We start from the raw sequence: 18,250 nt of genomic DNA, 5'->3' as shown, positions 1-18,250 counted from the left end.
ATATCTTAAAACTGAATATTAACACCAAATGAATAGTCGCGGCTATTAGGATATCCACCTGAAGTATCTCGCCCCAGACTGTTCACATTTTCCGGATTAATACCTGAATATTTACTAATTACCAGCAGATTGTTTGCACTAAATGTAAATGTTAAAGAAGAAATTCCAACTTTTTCAAGGTGTTTCTTATCAACACGATAAGAACCGGAAATACCATTTACTTTTATGAATGATCCATCTTCCTGAAATAAGGTCTGATCATAACGGAAAGGATCAATAATACTAGATCGTCTGTAATCAAATGGATTAGGATATTTGGCAACACGGTGCTCAGGAGTCCAGAAATCGTATGCCTCGATTGGTACCAAAGCATTCAATTCCTGTGGTTTATAATAGGTATGAAACTGATCAGCTAAAGTTTGATTAATAATATCCCGACGAAGTGTAAAAGACAAACTGGTTGATAAAGATAGCGGCCCGTAACGTAACGAAGTATAGAAACCTCCAGTAACACGAGGTTGTGAATTACCGACAATTTTACGGTCTTTATCGTCTAACACATAATCGCCATTTACGTCTAACCATTTGGGATCACCTGCCCTAAAAAATGCATCATCGGTATTGTTTCCACCCACACGATAACGTAAGCCTGTAGCCGGATCTACCGGAACATCTTCGTCAGACTCGTAAACGCCTTGGTAGACAAACAGGTAATTTGACAGCGCATTTGCCCCCACTCGGTTTACGACCGGGTTACCAGATCCTGTAATAAATTGTCTTACCTCGTTTGGAAGAGCTGTCAGGATATCTTTATTTATAGCCAAATTAAAAGACATATTCCAGTCCAGTTTACTTCTGGTAGGTAACGGACGAGCCTGTAGAGCCAACTCCAGACCATAATTCACTAGACTTGTTTCGGTGCTGCGCATACCATCAAAGCCATTGTGATTAGCAATCTCCCGATTCTTTAAGATATTATCAGTCTGCTTATAATAAGCATCAATATTGAAAGAATACTTATTATTATAGAATCCCATGTCCCAACCAAAATTCCAGCTAGTATTAGTGGTTGGTTCTAAACTGGGATTAGGAATTGATTCTAGGTTAATCGGAATAACAGATTGACCGTCATAGGTATTTTCATGGATATAATAACGTCCATAAATATCATAGATATTGGCATTTTGGCGAATTGTTCGTCCCCAACTAATGCGGAATGAACCTGAACTCACTGAATTAAAGCGCTCCATAAAAGGTTCCATATGGAAGTTCCAGCGAAATCCTAATCCAGGGTTAATTGTCCACCGTTTACCACTTCCAGACACTGAGCTAGCATCAGGACGAATTGACGGGTTAAAAACATATTTATCTCCAATTGTTGGACTGCCAATACCAAAAGACGGGGCAAAGGTGAACGATAAAGTTTTATATTCTTTTGTTGATTGGGCTTCTCCCGAGGAACTCTTCACAGCATAACCTCCCGGCCCTAAAATTTCATCACTTGGTAAACCTACCAAATATAAGTTGTTACCATTTTCTTTTCTTGAAGTAATCTCCATCATTACTGTCATTCCAATCTTAAAAAGACCAAACCGATCATTCCATGAAATACTGTTCCGGTTATACAAACTTGATGAAAAAGAATTAGTGGACTCCAATTTAGCTTGTTCGTTATTCAACATGCCTGGCACAAAATTTTCTATCACTGTATTCTTATAGGCATAGCCCAATGTACCGTTGACCGACCAAGAATCCGTCAATCTATATGTTAAATTAAGTCCCGCATCATAGCCTAGATTTTTATTTTCATTATCGACAGATATAGCACCCAAAGTAGGATTACTGGCTGTAAATAAGGATGGTGCAGGCAGTAAAGAAGACGTATTAGCACCTTTTGCAACACCTGTTTGCGCCAACGCATTACCACTCCCAGTACTGTTTAACCCAACATTAGTGTTCAGATTGGCTGACATCATAAACTTTTTATTTGGTTTGTAGCCTATATTGGAGCGTAATGAATACCGGGTAAAACCAGTATTTTCAATAATCCCTTTTTGTTCGAAATAGCCAACATTTGTCTTATAATTAAAGGAATCATCCCCTCCAGAAAAATTAATATTATGCGACTGATTGTAGGTAGTTCTATAGAATACTTGTTGCCAATCGGTATTGTTGTTATAAAAGGCATTTAAACTGTCAGCAAATGCAGGGTTAGAATTAATCAATTGCTCGGCATATTCTCTCGAAGTTTCATTCTCAAGCATCTCTTGAATCCTCAATCTCCGCTCCGAAGTACCTGCCAACACGTTTCTCAGTCCAGGAGGTGTACTTATTCTGACACTTCCATTATATGAAATAATCGGTACTAATGAATTTCCGCGTTTCGTATTGATTAAAATCACCCCATATGCGCCTGCAGAGCCATAGAGAGCTGTAGCCGAGGCATCTTTTAAAACTTGAATATTATCGATATCCTCTTGGGGAATCATTGATAATGGGCTAACATTGCTACCTGCCACTAATCCTTCGTAATTAAATTCCGAGGTATCGAAAACAGGGATGCCATCGACCACGAATAAAGGAGAGGTACCAGTCAAGTACATATTATCTCCCTCACCTACAGTATTGATATCAGAGATCCCTCGAACGACATAACTCCCAGCCATACCTGGAGTTCCATTATTTTGCTGGATATTAAGTCCAGGTACACGCCCCTGCAAAAGTTCCATAACGTTCTGTACTGGAGTTTGAATTAAATCTTTGCTGTCAATAAGGGTATTCGATCCAGTTATATCGCCTGTACGTTTCTCTTGATATCCATAGCTGACAATTTCATCCATCATGTTGTCCTGCTCGAGCATGTAGATTTTATAATCAGATTTTGTTGCAGTTATCTTTTTTGTAACCGGAACATAACCAATGAATGAAAATTGCAACTTGCAGTTTAAAGGCACTTTCGCACGAAATTTGCCGTCGTTATCAGTTATAGTTCCACCTATGATTTTATATCTTTCCGTTCCTTCTACGTTCAAATCCGGCACTAAGACTGCAATGGTAACTGCTGGTAATGGACTGTCACTATCTTTGTCCAATACTACACCACTAACAACTACATCCTGTGCATAAGAAGTAAATCCCATTATCGCGAACGGAATAATTAGCAAGTAAAGTATCTTATATTTTTTCATGAATATTCAATTTTCAATATGGGTTGATTAATTACCTTCTCCAAAGTATGGGTTCCCCTCTGCAAATACAATACTGATTTCCCAATTTCCCTTTTCATAAATAGCGAAATCAAAGGTCATCTCCGAATCCATCCGGTAACCATAGTAAATCCAGTTATAGGAGAAACTTACATGAGCTCTTTCTCCTGTTTTATTTGTGTAAGAGGTGGGAGTTTCGACCAACGGAATTGGATAAGCAACTTTATAGCGAACAAACTTGTTAACAGTATCTTTAACCAGATCGAACCCATGCACTAATTTCTCCCATTTGGTGGTATTAAACTTGTCAGGATTAATTGGAGTATAATCCGCATTTAAAAAACGAAAAGTGATTGTGCTTACTGTATCCGGCATTTCCAGATTCTTATGAAAATACACATGAATATCTTCCGCAGACAGAACGTAAAAACGTTGATCTTTTCGCGTAACCAACATTGAAGTTGACGTTGGATTCACATACTCGATAGCCGCTAAACCTGTTTTCGGATCAATATTGGAAGGTTCGTAGGAAGCTTCACGTTCAGGTACTAAACGAAAATCTTTATAATATTTTAGCCCTCCAGAATTCTCCACCTTAATGTCGAACACATACCCTGGATCCGGATCACATCTCACAAACGCAGCTTTTGCATTTTCCCAAAGGATAAACTCTCCTGTGTGTTTACGAATCTGGAAAAGCTGCCGGTATTCAATGTCTCTTTTGGCTTCAATCGCTTCCAATGATGTTTCAGTACCCAAATAAGGTGTTTTCCAAACTTTTACTGGAAACTTATCGCTAAACTCGGGTGCTTCACTCCCATCATACCTTCTCAGATTGACAATTTCATAAGTAAATGGCAATGTTGAACTTCCCGGGTTAAAATTCCCGGTCATTAGTGTGTTTTTTCCCAATTTGGGTGTATATAAATACTGCGAGAACCCTGCTTCAGGGTCAAACGCATCCTTTGTTTCAGGCAAATATTGATTGACGCATGAAACGAAAGATACAGTCAAAATCAGCAGTATAAAGTGTCTGGAATATCTTAAAAAAGCATTATTCATATCCTAAATTTTTGAAATCAGCAATAAAATTGTCATACCCAAAAAAATGGCCTGTCGTAATCACATGAATGACCCCATTTGTTGCATAGATATCAATTGTACTGGTGTAAGTTGAAATCCAATCTGATTCCAGGGTCGAACCATTCATGTCACTAAAAGCAAGCCGTTGGTTTCCTGCTTCCAATAAACCGGAAGCAGGCATTAGTTCGTACTTAGCATTCATTTCATCATCATACTTGAAACTTGTCATCACCATACCATTTGTATTGACCTTAATTTTCTCGGTATCGATCGATTCATTGAATATGTATTTACAAGTCATACGTTCGAGTTGAGAACGATAATCAAAGTCCCGGTAAGTATAAGTTGTATCGGCAGGGATAATTGTACCATCAGGTAACATTTCTGATGGTACAATCAGCGTGTCTTCGACTGTGAATGGCTCAATCATCAGGTCTCTCAGAAATACAGGAGGTCGCGACTTATCTGCTCTGAAATTTCCCAATGCAGTAATTGCGGTTTTAAAACAAGTATTGGGTACCGCGAAAATGGTTAACTCAGAACTTTCCTCCAAAGAGTCTCTAAAGCCGGGAATACTGTCAATGACAAAAAGCATGGAGTCAAACAGCAATTTATTTACCAGATCGCCTTCCTCCAAATAATCCAGAACAGTACCATTGTATCGATTCATTCCAACCACATCCTCGGAATAGGGGCTGTCATAATCTCTACATGAAACCAGGCAGCAGAACAGCAAGGTGAAACCCAATAAGGTTTTTATAATTTTTTCCATAAGTTTAAATTTTCAAACTTTTAATTTTGCCAATAACTATTTTGAACCAAAAGAGAGTTACTTCTCAAGACATCCTGAGCGACGGGCCAATATATCCCTCCATACTGAATTAATGCCATTAACTCAGGGTTGTCACCCACAATTTTCTGATATCTGACCTGATCGTACCACCGCCAACCTTCACCGATCAATTCACGCCTTCTTTCATTAAAAATTTCTTTCAATAACACCAGCTTGTCATCATTTAAGTCTTCGGAATACCGAAGAACACGTAAGCCTCTGGTAGAACGGAGTGCGTTAAGGATCGATAGAGCATCTTCAGGATAATTTAAAACGACTAATGCCTCACTTCGCAATAGCGCAATCTCTTCAGGACGGCTAAAAATAAGTGCTGAAGCAAAAATTCCATAATCACCGTTACTTTGTCCATCCTTAACTACCTGTATTTTACTAAAAATAGGAACAGGCATATTGATATCGTAGAAATAGTTTGAACGATAACGCATGCTTACAGTATCCATACCAAATCGCAAATCAGTGGTCTCAGGAAACATTGTTAGAATCGTGTCCATCGGGACATAAACATCAGGATAAGATTTTTGCACTATCGGATAAGCTAGTGTCAAATCCTCGATATGCCCGGATTCAGATGTTTCTCGATTTTCAAAACCAAAACTGAATCCCAATAATTTGGAACCGCTTTTTACAGAAAATAAACCTGTAGGAGAAGTCAAATCTTCAACTAAAGTATAAGTAGCATCAACTTGCTCCAAATTATTCAGTATATAAGAGGTGTAGGCATCAACATCTGTATAATTTCCCTTCCATGCTGCAATGTGAGCTAAAACTACTGTTGCTGAAACATTTGTAAACAATTCACCTTGCCAATAATCATCATTCTGTCCGTAATAGCTCTGTGGCGATACCCCGTAACGAAATGGTAAATCATCGATCACCGCTCTCAATTCACTTTCAGCATAATTTAAAACTGTTGTCGCTGATGACTGTGCAAACTCAGGAAATGTTCCGTTATCATATGAATTTGTGACTAATGGAACATCGCCCCAGACCCGAGCCATATAGAAATACAGGAAAGCTCTTAATGCTCGAACCTGCGAGATATCATAATTCAGATTTATTTCAGAGTATTTAATGTCTTTTTCGGCGACCTGTGGAGCATTCTCAATAAAAACAGCTGCCGCATTAATTGCAGCATAAAACCGGCGCCAGTTGGACAATTTTTGTATTAGCTTGCTTGCCCCACCTAAGTCATTATTTATTACTGACTTCAGATCTTTACGTTCATAGGAAGCAAAATCACCGGAACGCAATTCACCGAAAACCCAATGCGAATTATTCTCAGCCAAAGCGGTACGGGTTAACCCGTAAACCCCCATAAATGCGCTACGTACATCTGCAAAAGTATTCCATTGCTGTGTCTCAGCAGCAGCATTGTTAACTTGACTTTCATCCAAGAAGTTGTCACACGAACTCAGGCTGATAGTCAATCCAATCATCAACAGGAAACTTAGTAACCCTGAGATGCTTAATTTATGTAATACATTTTTATTCATACTATTTCACAGTTATTACAATGTAAATTTAAAGCCCATTACAAAAGATCTCGGGATAGGTAAAGAATACCCGGTGTAATACCCGTTAAAGTTTACCAATTCAGGATCATCACCACTAAAATCAGTAAATGTTAGCAGGTTATTAGCAACAAAATAGAGATATGCATTATTCTTGTCAGACTTCTTTTTGTTGAATAATTTAAAGTTGTACCCCAACGATACCGTTCTTAACTTGACGTAAGAAAGACTTTCCAGAAAAATATCCTGATCCTGACGATAGGGGTGAACTTCACTTAAAGGATTGTAAATTGGATAATTATTTTTATCGTTTGTGTATTGCCAAAAGAAAATTTCCTTAACAGCTTTCAACGAATTTTCATTATCCAGGGTCATAAAATCATACCGTTGAGATGAACGAACATTTAAAGCATCGTGCCCGGCTGCAAAGAACAGGTGAAAATTCAGGTCAAAACGCCGATATCGGAATCGATTGTATAGCCCTCCGTAAATAGGTGGGGTTGAATGTCCTTTTAATATTTTATCGTCAGAATCAATCACACCGTTCCCATCCATGTCTGACCAGTTCGGGTCACCAACACTAAAGCTAATGCCATCTGTACTTAGAAGTTTTCCGTTTGAATTAATAGGAATTTCACTGGCATCGTTGTAAATACCTTCATTCTTAAGTACCCAGAATTGATCAATCGATCGCCCTACCATTAATAATCGATCATCTATTGCTAGTTGGGTTAATCCATTTGGCAATTTCTTTAATTTATTATCAACGTATGTAATGTTAAAATCAGCATCCCAGTTTAATCCGTTGCGATTTGACAAAATTGAACTGCCAATATTCAGTTCAATACCACGGTTGTTTACCTGCATTCCGCTGCTAAACTGATCTTTATAGCCCAATTCCTGAGGAACTGCTATGCGAACCACCATATCTTTGTTCTCACGATTAAACACACTCATTTTAAAGCTCAAACGATTATCCCATAAGCCGGCCTTCAACACCAAGTTTAAACAATCGGCATAAGGCCATCCCATATCGTAGCCTATCCAGCCCTTTGTGTATGGTCTTGTAATAGAGGCAAACCCACTATACGACGGAATAATGGTTTCATCCTCCCAACTTAGCTCCATTGAAGTATACTGTGGCCCAATGGAATATTGATTGGTGTACAGCAGCTTTGTCAATCGGGACCAGGAAACACCAATATTCAAATCCGACAGTGTTTTAGAATGGTTCAGGAAATGATTTTTAAGGTTCCATGTTGCACCAACACTGGGCGTAAACAACCACCTGTGGTCAGGTTGTACTTCCGAAGTGCCATCATAACGAAGTGTTAAACCCAGATCAAAAATATTGTTATAGGAATAATCAACGATTCCGGCGAATGACATCAAGCGCGAATTCTCTTTGTCAATATACCGATACATTACGTAATTGCCGCTACTGCTACTTTTATTATAATCATTCGGACCATCGAACGCCCGTGCATAATTATAATGATAAGTATCATTAGTAAGCGATGACGTTAACTCCAAATTCAATCTATGCTTTTCATTGAGTTTAGGATAATATCTAAAATGGTTGTTCCAAATAACACGTTGGTTGTAGCCACTATAGTTTGACACATAATTAACTGATTCGAGAATTGTTGAAGGGTAGAATACCCCCCGAACATTATCAACGTAATCAAAAGACAAATTAGTTCCAAAGTTAAAATTCCCTCGATTCGCGTTTAAATTGATATAACCTCGAATGACATTGGTGGTATTATCATCCAACGCTTCTTGATAGAAATCTGTGAATTTTTTATACGCATTTATTGACGAACCAATTGGAGTTGACAAATCCGGTAAATATTCCATTTCAGCTAACCGATCAACAAAATTCCGGTTGCGATCTCTTGTCGTTGATGAACCACTCAACATATAATTTAGCTCAACCCCTTTCAAGGGGGTCATATTCACAAAAAGACTAACATTCACTTTTTGAAGAGAGGTTTTATCAGCATTTCCGGCATCTCCGGTATAACCTGCAACAAAACGAAAATTAGCACGTTCTGCTCCACTGGTTACAGCAACATTCATATTATATTTTGGGGCATTTCGATAATATTCATCTGACCACCTGGAATCACCAAAATAATCAGGGTTAGTTTCATCTTTCAGATAATCAGGAAACGAGCGGTCGCTTTCCGTAATATCATATTGGTCAAAAAATTTATTACGAAAGCTCTTTTCATAGACCCCATTTGCCGGATTAATATACCCCGGAGCAGTAACCATTCCTACATAGGTGTTAATTTCTACCTCCGTCTTACGGGAATCACCATTTTTGGTAATAATCCAGATCGCACCATTGGCCGCTAGTGGACCCAATCTCGCCAAATCCGCAGGATTGGTAATAACCTCAATTGATTCGATATTATTAATATCTATAGTCGACAACAGATTAGTAGCCGGCCCTATGGGGTTCAAATCGTATTGCTGAATGTCAAAAACAAATGGATTGTTTTGAGTTAATGGTATTCCGTTTAAATAAACAACTGGTTGCGATCCCCGTACGTCCTTCTGTAGAAATAACGGACTGGAAATCCCCCGCATAAAAATATTTTGGCTAGCTCCAGGCTCCCCACTGGTTTCCTGTATAAATACACCCGAAGCATTCCCTTTTAATAGCTGCTGTACAGAGATAAATGGAGGTAGAATCCGAGTAGAATAATCCAGTTTTTCACCACTAAGTAAAAACGAATTACGATTCAAGTCTATTCCCCTGTGTCCATTCTTATTGTAAAGAACTATAGTATCTAACTTCTCGGATCTTAAAGATGATACAGAATCCAATTCTTGCACAAATTGATATCCAGTAAAACCAGGAGATGTTTGAGCTATGACTTTGTAATGGTTGTTTCCCCAAATCCAAGGTGAAATGAATAGGCCTTGTAAAGTAAAACAAACATAGATAAGCCAGTGAAATCTTTTTTTCATTCTATCAGCTTTCGTTAGGTTTGAGTTAAAATCAAATTTATTTCGCATCAAAATAAGTGCATTTCAAATCCCCTCAGGGGGGACAAATCAATAAGATAAGGGGGGGTAATTTTTTAACATACGGCATCATCGAATTACATAGAGTCTGCTTATTTTCATGAAATTCACGTACAACTTACTGATTATAAATAGTTAATTGTTCGTATTCTTAAGATTCAGGATTGGGGTAAATGCAAGGTTTTGTATAAATTGGGTTCAAAACCCTTGCAAATATGATTGATTACACGCCACAAAGCCAGTTAAGTTTAAAAATGTTCAAACATCTTTTCCAGCAAGAGTTGGATAAGAAGAACCGATGGGTAAAATTAGCCTCATTAATTCCTTGGGGTTCCCTTGAAGCCATTTATAGCCGGAAGCTTGATGCGGGCTCCGGGCGTAAAAGTGTAAACCTCCGCACATTCATAGCCGCATTGATCGTCAAGCACAAGCTTGGTGGCGATGACCGGGGTACCATAGAAATGATACAGGAAAACATTTACCTGCAATACTTTTGCGGGCTGCCGTCTTTTACCACCCAACCGGTTTTTGATGCCAGCCTGTTTGTCGATATCAAGAAAAGACTGGGAAGCTAGGAGTTTGAGGCTTTCAACCAACGGATCATCGAAGCATCCGAACAGATTAAACCGCCCCAGTCCCGTATTTAAAGAAAGCAACAGCTGGAAAAGCCAAGGGAAAAGTGAGGGAGCCGAAAAGAACAATAACCGGGGAACACTGAAAGAAGACGTGACTGTGGCCGATCAGGGGATCACCTATCCTACAGATTTGAAACTATTAAACACCCCCAGGGAAAACCTGGAACGAATCATAGACCTGCTGTACCTTCGATCAGCAGATGGAACAAAACCAAGAACTTACCGCAGGATTGCCCGTGAGCATTCCCTGAACATTGCCAAGAAGAAACAGAAAACAAAGAAGCAGATCCGCCGTGGCATCAGGGGGCAGCTTCAATACATTTCCCGCTATATAAAAATAGTTGACAGCTTGTTGTTAAAACCCGGCCAGGCAGGGCTGCTTGAAAAACGCGACAGGGAACTGATGGAAACCATCCGGAAAGTGTACAGCCAGCAAAAATTGATGTATGAGAATAAAACCCATCAATGCAGGAATCGCATTGTAAACCTTTCCAGCCCCATGTGCGTCCGATTGTCTGGGGCTAAGAGAAAATGGAATTTGGTGTGAAAACTAACATCAGTGAGGTAAACGGATTCTGTCGGATAGACTGGTTCAGCTGGAATGCCCTATAATGAAAGTGCAGATGTAAAAATGCAGGTAGAAAATTTTAAACAAACCTATGACTGCTCCTCCAAGGTATTCCTTGGTGACAAGATTTTCCAGACAAGGGAAAACCGCAAATGCCTCAAAGAAAAAGGGATTAAGATCTATGGTAAACCCATGGGAAGGCCACCGAAAAATGACAGCCAAACTGCGGGACAGAAATACCGTGATAAAAAAGAAGCATCCAAACGCAACCATGTGGAAAGCAAGTTCGGGCAAGCTAAACGTGGGTACGGGCTCAATAATATCATGGTCAGACTTCCCGAAACCTCCGAATCATGGATCAATGCGATACTTTTTGTCATGAACCTGGCCAAGTTACTGCAAGTGGCAAAAAAATGGAAAGATTCTTTTATGCTCTTATCTAAAAACTTAAAAACGGCCATCAAAAACCTGGTAAGATTAAAATTATTTGCTTGTACATGACAAAAATATAAACATCTGACTATCTGTAAAACAAGCAGGAAAAAAACTTGACTAACAACTTATCTATAAGTATATTATAAGGAATTATCAAGTCGCTTTGTGAGAGATATGACACCCAAGCTAGAGTCGAAATATAGTGAATTAGTTGCCATTTTCCATGAGCAATCAGGTTGGAATATGGCACGTGTTAAGTTCTTTGTTTTATTTATCAGTGCACTCTGCAAGGTGCGAACAGTTGGTTTTGAAAAGCTTGCTTCGGCATTTGATTCAAGTGCCAATACCAGTTCTTCTCTACGGAGAATTCAACGGTTTATGGCAGCATATTTACTTGATACGGAATTGATGGCTCGATTGATATTTCGGCTATTACCGCATAATCCACCTTTTCGCCTGGCAATGGACCGCACCAATTGGAAGTTTGGGCAAAGCAATATTAATGTATTGGTACTTGCGGTTGTTTATAACGGAGTTGCTGTTTAAGTTGTTGCCCAAATTTAGTAATTCAAATACCAATGAACGGATTGAATTGATTGATCGTTTTGTCGGTCTGTTTGGTTCAGAATCGTTGGATTGTTTAACGGCAGATCGCGAGTTTGTTGGTGAAAGATGGATCAAATATCGGAATGAGAACCGGATTCGATACTGTATCCGCATCCGCGAAAACTTTTGGGTTGTGCAAGCTCACAATGGGAAGCATGTCAAAGCCAGTTGGTTGTTTGCCGATTTGCCAATGAACGGTTGCCGGGTAAATCACCGGATTGTTTACCTGAACAATCAACTCTGTTATCTCTCTGCATCAAAAGGAAAAGACAAAGAGGGAAAACCTGAATTGCAGATTGTTATCTCGTTCAACAAACCTGAAGATGCTTTGGAAATATACAAGCAACGATGGCAGATTGAAACAGCTTTTAGAGCGCCGAAAACAAGTGGGTTCAACATTGAGGACACCCACTTAACGGAAATCGAACGGAACGAAAAACTATTTGCATTGGTGATCGTTGCTTTTACATGGGCATATCTGGTAGGTGATTATTTGCATAAACACATTAAACCAATCGCCATCAAAAAGCATGGGAAAAGAGCTAAAAGTATTTTTTAATATGGGCTAACTTACATCGCTTCGGCACTATTAAACGCTTTATTTCAGGATAATATAGATATATTCAAATTTTTGTCATGTACTTATAATTATTTGACAAGAATCTTTTGCTTGTTCCAATATTCAACTCGTGTGGCGCGTAGAAAATCAGCAGACCCTAAATTAGAAAATTGGAAGTCCGACAGGCTCCTGGAAGATGCCCTGCTTTGCCGCACCAGCCCCCAGAGCCTACCGAAACATACATATAAAAAGCGTCTCCTTTCTTCACCACAGAGTATGCCCACACTTTATTGTTATTGGATCGTGGTAAGGTACATGCCGCTTTGGTTGGCTAGCTCAGCCGGCGGAATGTCCATTTCTGTATATCATCTGACACCCATTCGGTATCCCAGGGATCGGCAGTAACATAAAGGTAAAACTTCCCTTCATGCTCAACAATTGAAGGATCGGCAAAATAACCCGTGGGATAATATAATTTTGCAACTCAACCAATGTGTATTGGTTATTTTTCTTTCTACAGGCTGTTAGTGTCAAAACAATTGATAACAAAACGAAGCAGGCTTATTTGTCAAGTTTGTCACTACTTACAGCTTCAGGTGGACAAATCAAAAGACTAAAGCCTGCAGGTCCTCCTCCGCTGTTTTCCAAGCGGACAAGAACCCTGTTCCACCCCTGCCGAAATTGGAAAAGGGTCATACTTTCGTCAATGTAGTACCAGCTGGTCCCCCTGTCTTGCCAAACATCCTTCCCATTAATCCAAACGCGCCCGCTGTCATCGGTTCCAATAGCCACCAACATAGTTGCTGGCTCATCAAAATACAATTCAGTGTAAGCGTAGTAAGTTGAATGTCCAGTAGTAACAGGAACCGTGTTATGCATTGACTCGCTTTGCATAAAATTCCACCGAAGGGTTCCATCCAGCTCAACCTCTTCACCTATCATCTTCAATGGATCAGAATCGGTTTCTGCAGTTCCTTGGCCTACCTGTCCGTCGGTATAAACAGCATCAAAGTCAATCGAAATTTCTGGTGGATGAACGATTGCAAAGTCATCGCGACCATAATTTTCCCAAGGTCCAATCATATACCAGGTGTTAATGTACAACCACCCTTTACGCTCTGCTTGTTTCGTGACACGCCGTCCAGAAAGGGCTTGTGCTTTTACCATTTCCTGATCCAGTCGGCCACCCTGATAATGGCTCATTGGAGTTTTGCTACCGGTATTCGAGAAATTCACCTCCATTCCGCCGTCCCCGCTTCCACTACCTTCTCCAGGATAGTTGGAGCCTCCGTCTGGTTTTTTGCCGCCGGGGTTTGGAACGCCGAATAAACTTTCCAGACGTGCTCCGGCCAACCCTGCCTGCCGGGAAGTTTGGCCAAGCAAACCCCGGTAATTATTCAGATCTGCCGTGTTGTTAATCTCTAGATCACCGCTGGTGTTGCTGCTCAAAGAGCGATTCCAGTCTTGTCCGTTGGTCTGATTGCGAATCAGCTCATCAAAATCGGGCATAAACGACGATCCTAATTGCAACGAATTATACACTTCAGGAAAGGAAAGCCCCTTTGATAGGGATTGTTTTGCAGCAATGGAAGCAAGATGGCTTCTCTGAATTTCAACTTCATATTGCTTTAGCATGTCATACAAATCCTTAACAGTAGGATTCGAGGCAAGCGGTGGACTTCCCGCTCGCGGAATATTGCGTGCTACTGAAGTATTATTAGCATCGTCCGGTGCCGAAGGTGGCAGTTGTCTTTTTTCAACTTGCTCCAGCAGCCCATCTTTTCGCTGCCTCATCTTTTCAGACATCTCCTGAAATTTTTTCAGCCGAGTCTCAAGATCCTTTTTAATAAGTACTTCAGACTGCTTAACGAGTTGCCGGGCATAGTCAGGTGGAAGGGCTCGCTGCGACTGTTCCTTCTTAATTCTACGACCAACATTGCGAACTGGTCGATTATATTTGTCCTGAAGCCTCATTGCTCCCTTTTCAGGTGTTGGCAAAAGCCAAAGGAACAGCACCAACCCAATGCAACCGATCAATGCGATCGCCCACGAAAGAATTACTGCAGTTCTGCTAGTTTTTGTTGTAGTTTTCATCATAAGTTCGTATCCCTATATTACTAAGGTTGTAAAACTGACATGCATCCATGACCTCAACAAAGCGGCCAAATGGAGTACCCTTGTCCATATCGATTCGGATGCGACGGTCTGGAGTTGTTATGCAGATTGTTCTTAATTGCTCAAGCATAAAATTAGTAGAACAGGGTTGACCATCCCAGTAAAAGTTACCATCGTTGTCTAATCCAACGATCGCCTGTTTGTCGTCTGGTTTTAGCTTGATTGCCGATTCCGAAGTCGGTAAATCAATTGGGATATCTCTGTTCTTCACCTTGGTCATGGTTGAGACCAGGAAGAAAATTAATAACAGGAAGACACAGTCGATCAATGGCGACATAGATACTTCCGGTTCGTCTTCGTTATTCTGTAACGGTAAGTTCATATGGTTTGCTTCCTAATCGTACTCGCGTACGTGTGAATCCTTGTAGTTGACATTTATCGAATACATCAATCACCGATTTGACCGAAACCGCCCGATAGGCGGCAACATCAATGGTTATATCCGCCCCTTCGCTATTTTTTAAACTGTTAAGAAAAACGGTTAGGTCATCAATCTGTACATAGTCATTACGCCCGTTATAAGCGTCGTGGTTCAGCACCTGGTACAGATTTTTGTTCTCATCCACGGCAATAATCACGGCATCCTGACCTGACCTCGTCGTTGACAAACTTGATGTCATTGGTGGCAGCGACAGAGGAATCTGCATTTCCCACTTTTTCATCATAGTGGTTACCAGGAAAAAGATGAGGAGCAGAAAAACACAGTCGATCAGCGGCGACATTTGAACATCAACCTTATCATCGTCATCATAAGACAGGCGCATGGCAATCCTCCTGGTGTTTTGGACTCGCTACTTCAGGCGATTCATCATTTAAATAAATGTCTGTAATGACATTTTCAATTTCTACCTCAATAGTTGAAGCCAGTCCCATAATACGTTTTTTAAGGACAAAATAGATAGCTACTGACGGAGCAGCAATAATTAAACCTGCAGCCGTTGTGATCAATGCCTTCGAGATTGAGTCGGAAAGGATCGCAGCACCACCTTCGTCGCCATAAAGAGCTACTAGTCCAAAGGCTTCAATCATTCCGACAATAGTGCCAAGCAGTCCCAATAGAGGTGATAGTGAGGCGATAACCGAAAGCGGGTAAATGCTTGACAAATGCTCTCGAATGTCGCGCCCCGCTATATCTCCGGCAGTCTGACTTACTACTTCTCGCCCGGCATTTCGGTGTTTAAAAATAAACCGAAGTGATTCGGCTAGAGTGGATGGGTACTTTTCACAAGCATCAATTGCTCCTGCAAAATCTCCTTTTTTCAGGTACTCCCGTACAGATGAACGAAGCGGTTTGGGCGCTAAACGTGATTGGCGCGAGGTCATTATTCGTTGAAGGGCTATTACAATTGTCAAAAGACCCATCAAATACAACGGATACATCATAAATCCTCCGGCTTTTACTTGGGCTGCCCAGTCAATTTGTACGCCTTGTGGCTGTTCTGAGCTCTCTGCTATGGAGGTACCACTAAGTGCCACTTCATCATCCCCGCTAACGGCAACCGGATCTGCCACTTCGCTCGGAAGAACACCTGGAGCAAAAGCGAACGTATCTTCTGTTGTGCCAAGTACAATTCCATCGAACCCGGCATCCCGCGGAGTGGGACAAAGAAATGATACACTTGTTAGGGTGAAATCACCAAAGTCTTTCCAAAGGTCGCGGGTAGTAATAATCCAATTGCCCGGGATCTCTTCGCTTAACACGTAGCCTTCACTTATCACATTTCCTTCACCGGCAACATACGTATAATTATATTTTTTGCCAGATTGGTTGGGAAACGTCGAAGACAATTGATGGCCAAGTTGAATTCCAACCTGTCCCCCTCCCCATTTAATCCAGGCAAAGGTCAAATAGCGATACTCTCCAGGACCCGGATTTTCGCGAATTGGAATTGACAAACCGGCTATTTTGGCGAGACTGTCTGATGACTGAAGATATATGTAATTATCAAAGGTTCCCTGTATTTTGATTCCACCTTCGCGCACAAAATTTTTATCGCCGACCCATTTTGCTCCAGCCGGCAGCTTGTTGCTGAATATTTCCAATTTCGAACCATTCTCTGCTTTTTTGTTGTTTTGTGCAGAAACATGCGAGTTTAAAAGCAAAAATGCAGATATTAACATAGTAACTGCAAACATTAAACTGTTTTTTTTTCGATTGATCATCATTCTTGTTTTCATAAGTTTATAACGCTCATTTTTATACTGTATATTGAATTTAGTCGTGTATATTTTAATCCAGTAATTTAAAATCGTGTTTAATTTTCAATTTTTTGTTTTTCTGCGTTTTCAAGATTACGTCTCAGAAATAATGGACAAATTAACGAACTATCTCAAGAATAGAGGAGGGTCAAAATAGGCTAAAAGGGGGGAGGATTCGGGATTATTTATATACAAACGAGATTTAGCACTGTAGCTGTGCAGTGATGGGACAATGAAATTTTGTTCCCTTTTTGTGATCAACTCTCTTTCAGGAAAGCCATTGCTTTTGCCCGGATCCTGGAAACAGTTACGGACGGAACGCAATATTTAGCACTTAATCGTTGTCTGTCTTGTTAAAATATAAGAAACATATTATGGCGATAATATTGAAAAAAACTACTAATATTAACCACATAAGTCGTTGGTTTGTGCTCAACCTTTCATGTTTTATTATGATATACACCCCAGCAATTAAGAAATATAAACCAGACAATAAATATAAAAGTGCATTTGAAATAAGTTTAACTTGAAGAATTGCCAATATCGTCATGATAGTAGTGAAGACCGCACCCGCCCAAATCAATTTTATTTGTGATGTTTTCATATTTTCACCTAATCTTGAAACCAATATCCATTGCCACTAAGGTTTATTGTGCCTGTACCTGCATTTGTATCGAAGTTGCCAGATGCATTTATTGACCTTGATTCGGTAAAACTAACCCCCATAATCGAATATGTTTTAGATTCTTTGCCGGCGATTGAAAAATTTATTACGCTTCCACTGGATATGCAACAAAACCCTGTACGATTAGTTAAGAGTCATGCTGCAATTCTTTGATTGTTATTTATTAATTCAAACTCTTCCATTGTTTTATACCCCAAAGCTGAGTGTCTCCTTCTACGATTATACCATGTTTCAATCCATTTGAACAAGGATAGTTTTGCATGGTCCTGAGTTGAAAACTGATTTTTATACACAAACTCAACTTTTATTGTTTTAAAGAAACTTTCGGCAACTGCGTTATCCCAGCAATTTCCTTTTCTGCTCATACTTCTGCAAACCCATTTGTTTGCATTCAATACATTGGTAAATGCCGAGCAAGCATATTGAATACCCCTGTCTGAGTGAAAAATGAGTTTTTGCGTAATTGGTCTGTTTCTAATTGCCATCCGCCATGCAGCAATTGTGGTTTCTTCAGCACTCAATCCTTTACTCATTGCCCATCCTACAACTTTGCGGTCAAACAAATCGATAATAACAGTTAACCCGCATTATTCATCAGCCAAAGAATCGGACATTGTAATTTGCGGGGTTTTATTTTTGATCGTTGGATTTAATAAAAATTGCGTCAAATTCTGATGGGGATATAAATACAAGGGC

General features: G+C 40.0%; 14 protein-coding genes and 1 pseudogene. 5 read left to right on the top strand and 10 right to left on the bottom strand.

What is annotated here, in order from left to right; translation table 11 throughout:
- Positions 1–5 precede the first annotated feature (5 nt).
- Genes GR929_RS20965 through GR929_RS20945 form a run of 5 tightly spaced genes read right to left on the bottom strand, consistent with a single transcriptional unit; the run spans position 6 to position 9,635 of the window.
- A complete protein-coding gene (locus GR929_RS20965) occupies positions 6–3,188 on the bottom strand; it encodes a SusC/RagA family TonB-linked outer membrane protein (protein ID WP_159523645.1) in 3,183 nt (1,060 codons plus the stop codon).
- A 27-nt stretch (positions 3,189–3,215) separates the two neighbouring features.
- Complete coding sequence (locus GR929_RS20960; protein WP_159523643.1) at positions 3,216–4,268, bottom strand: DUF5007 domain-containing protein; 1,053 nt, start codon at positions 4,266–4,268, stop codon at positions 3,216–3,218.
- The gene (locus GR929_RS20955; protein ID WP_159523641.1) at positions 4,261–5,061 is read right to left on the bottom strand and encodes a hypothetical protein; all 801 of its coding nucleotides are present in this window, start codon (positions 5,059–5,061) and stop codon (positions 4,261–4,263) included. The genes GR929_RS20960 and GR929_RS20955 overlap by 8 nt, the downstream gene beginning before the upstream one ends.
- 20 nt (positions 5,062–5,081) lie before the next feature.
- The gene (locus GR929_RS20950; RefSeq protein ID WP_159523639.1) at positions 5,082–6,635 is read right to left on the bottom strand and encodes a RagB/SusD family nutrient uptake outer membrane protein; all 1,554 of its coding nucleotides are present in this window, start codon (positions 6,633–6,635) and stop codon (positions 5,082–5,084) included.
- A gap of 15 nt (positions 6,636–6,650) precedes the next feature.
- Positions 6,651–9,635: a SusC/RagA family TonB-linked outer membrane protein gene (locus GR929_RS20945; RefSeq protein WP_201301086.1), complete on the bottom strand. Its 2,985-nt coding sequence runs from the start codon at positions 9,633–9,635 to the stop codon at positions 6,651–6,653.
- A gap of 272 nt (positions 9,636–9,907) precedes the next feature.
- Between GR929_RS20945 and GR929_RS20935 the strand changes: the two genes are divergently transcribed.
- The 5 genes from GR929_RS20935 (at position 9,908) to GR929_RS20920 (ending at position 12,495) form a co-directional block, all read left to right on the top strand.
- Entirely contained in the window at positions 9,908–10,267 is a 360-nt protein-coding gene (locus GR929_RS20935; protein ID WP_159523633.1) for a transposase, read from the top strand.
- Positions 10,224–10,874, top strand: coding sequence for a hypothetical protein (locus GR929_RS20930; RefSeq protein ID WP_159523631.1), 651 nt, complete (start codon positions 10,224–10,226; stop codon positions 10,872–10,874). Before GR929_RS20935 ends, GR929_RS20930 begins: the two co-directional genes overlap by 44 nt.
- An 84-nt stretch (positions 10,875–10,958) precedes the next feature.
- On the top strand, positions 10,959–11,396 hold the full coding sequence (locus tag GR929_RS20925; RefSeq protein ID WP_159523629.1) for a transposase: 438 nt from the start codon (positions 10,959–10,961) through the stop codon (positions 11,394–11,396).
- A 108-nt stretch (positions 11,397–11,504) separates the two neighbouring features.
- Positions 11,505–11,876, top strand: a complete 372-nt coding sequence (locus GR929_RS21815) for a hypothetical protein (RefSeq protein ID WP_201301085.1) — start codon at positions 11,505–11,507, stop codon at positions 11,874–11,876.
- On the top strand, positions 11,833–12,495 hold the full coding sequence (locus GR929_RS20920; RefSeq protein ID WP_201301084.1) for an IS4 family transposase: 663 nt from the start codon (positions 11,833–11,835) through the stop codon (positions 12,493–12,495). The genes GR929_RS21815 and GR929_RS20920 overlap by 44 nt, the downstream gene beginning before the upstream one ends.
- A 561-nt stretch (positions 12,496–13,056) precedes the next feature.
- Here the strand turns inward: GR929_RS20920 and GR929_RS20915 are convergent.
- The 5 genes and pseudogenes from GR929_RS20915 to GR929_RS20895 form a co-directional block, all read right to left on the bottom strand.
- Entirely contained in the window at positions 13,057–14,592 is a 1,536-nt protein-coding gene (locus tag GR929_RS20915) for an OmpH family outer membrane protein (RefSeq protein WP_159523627.1), read from the bottom strand.
- Complete coding sequence (locus GR929_RS20910) at positions 14,567–14,992, bottom strand: ExbD/TolR family protein (protein WP_159523625.1); 426 nt, start codon at positions 14,990–14,992, stop codon at positions 14,567–14,569. Before GR929_RS20910 ends, GR929_RS20915 begins: the two co-directional genes overlap by 26 nt.
- On the bottom strand, positions 14,970–15,434 hold the full coding sequence (locus GR929_RS20905; RefSeq protein WP_159523623.1) for an ExbD/TolR family protein: 465 nt from the start codon (positions 15,432–15,434) through the stop codon (positions 14,970–14,972). The genes GR929_RS20910 and GR929_RS20905 overlap by 23 nt, the downstream gene beginning before the upstream one ends.
- On the bottom strand, positions 15,418–16,806 hold the full coding sequence (locus GR929_RS20900; RefSeq protein WP_201301083.1) for a MotA/TolQ/ExbB proton channel family protein: 1,389 nt from the start codon (positions 16,804–16,806) through the stop codon (positions 15,418–15,420). The genes GR929_RS20905 and GR929_RS20900 overlap by 17 nt, the downstream gene beginning before the upstream one ends.
- 882 nt (positions 16,807–17,688) lie before the next feature.
- A pseudogene (locus tag GR929_RS20895) lies at positions 17,689–18,135 on the bottom strand (IS3 family transposase); the annotation flags it as partial.
- Positions 18,136–18,250 lie beyond the last annotated feature (115 nt).

This window comes from Sunxiuqinia indica, from assembly GCF_009847015.1.
GTDB classification, from domain to species: domain Bacteria; phylum Bacteroidota; class Bacteroidia; order Bacteroidales; family Prolixibacteraceae; genus Sunxiuqinia; species Sunxiuqinia indica.
The sequence above is the reverse complement of the archived record's forward strand: the minus strand, read 5'-3'. Positions and strand labels throughout refer to the sequence as shown.

Coding starts and splice junctions, on each gene's coding strand:
- GR929_RS20945 (WP_201301086.1), bottom strand. CDS start 9,635: ATGAAAAAAAGATTTCACTGGCTTATCTATGTTTGTTTTACTTTACAA.
- GR929_RS20965 (WP_159523645.1), bottom strand. CDS start 3,188: ATGAAAAAATATAAGATACTTTACTTGCTAATTATTCCGTTCGCGATA.
- GR929_RS20905 (WP_159523623.1), bottom strand. CDS start 15,434: ATGCGCCTGTCTTATGATGACGATGATAAGGTTGATGTTCAAATGTCG.
- GR929_RS20950 (WP_159523639.1), bottom strand. CDS start 6,635: ATGAATAAAAATGTATTACATAAATTAAGCATCTCAGGGTTACTAAGT.
- GR929_RS20900 (WP_201301083.1), bottom strand. CDS start 16,806: ATGTTTGCAGTTACTATGTTAATATCTGCATTTTTGCTTTTAAACTCG.
- GR929_RS20920 (WP_201301084.1), top strand. CDS start 11,833: ATGTATTGGTACTTGCGGTTGTTTATAACGGAGTTGCTGTTTAAGTTG.
- GR929_RS20915 (WP_159523627.1), bottom strand. CDS start 14,592: ATGATGAAAACTACAACAAAAACTAGCAGAACTGCAGTAATTCTTTCG.
- GR929_RS21815 (WP_201301085.1), top strand. CDS start 11,505: ATGACACCCAAGCTAGAGTCGAAATATAGTGAATTAGTTGCCATTTTC.
- GR929_RS20930 (WP_159523631.1), top strand. CDS start 10,224: ATGCCAGCCTGTTTGTCGATATCAAGAAAAGACTGGGAAGCTAGGAGT.
- GR929_RS20910 (WP_159523625.1), bottom strand. CDS start 14,992: ATGAACTTACCGTTACAGAATAACGAAGACGAACCGGAAGTATCTATG.
- GR929_RS20955 (WP_159523641.1), bottom strand. CDS start 5,061: ATGGAAAAAATTATAAAAACCTTATTGGGTTTCACCTTGCTGTTCTGC.
- GR929_RS20960 (WP_159523643.1), bottom strand. CDS start 4,268: ATGAATAATGCTTTTTTAAGATATTCCAGACACTTTATACTGCTGATT.
- GR929_RS20935 (WP_159523633.1), top strand. CDS start 9,908: ATGATTGATTACACGCCACAAAGCCAGTTAAGTTTAAAAATGTTCAAA.
- GR929_RS20925 (WP_159523629.1), top strand. CDS start 10,959: ATGCAGGTAGAAAATTTTAAACAAACCTATGACTGCTCCTCCAAGGTA.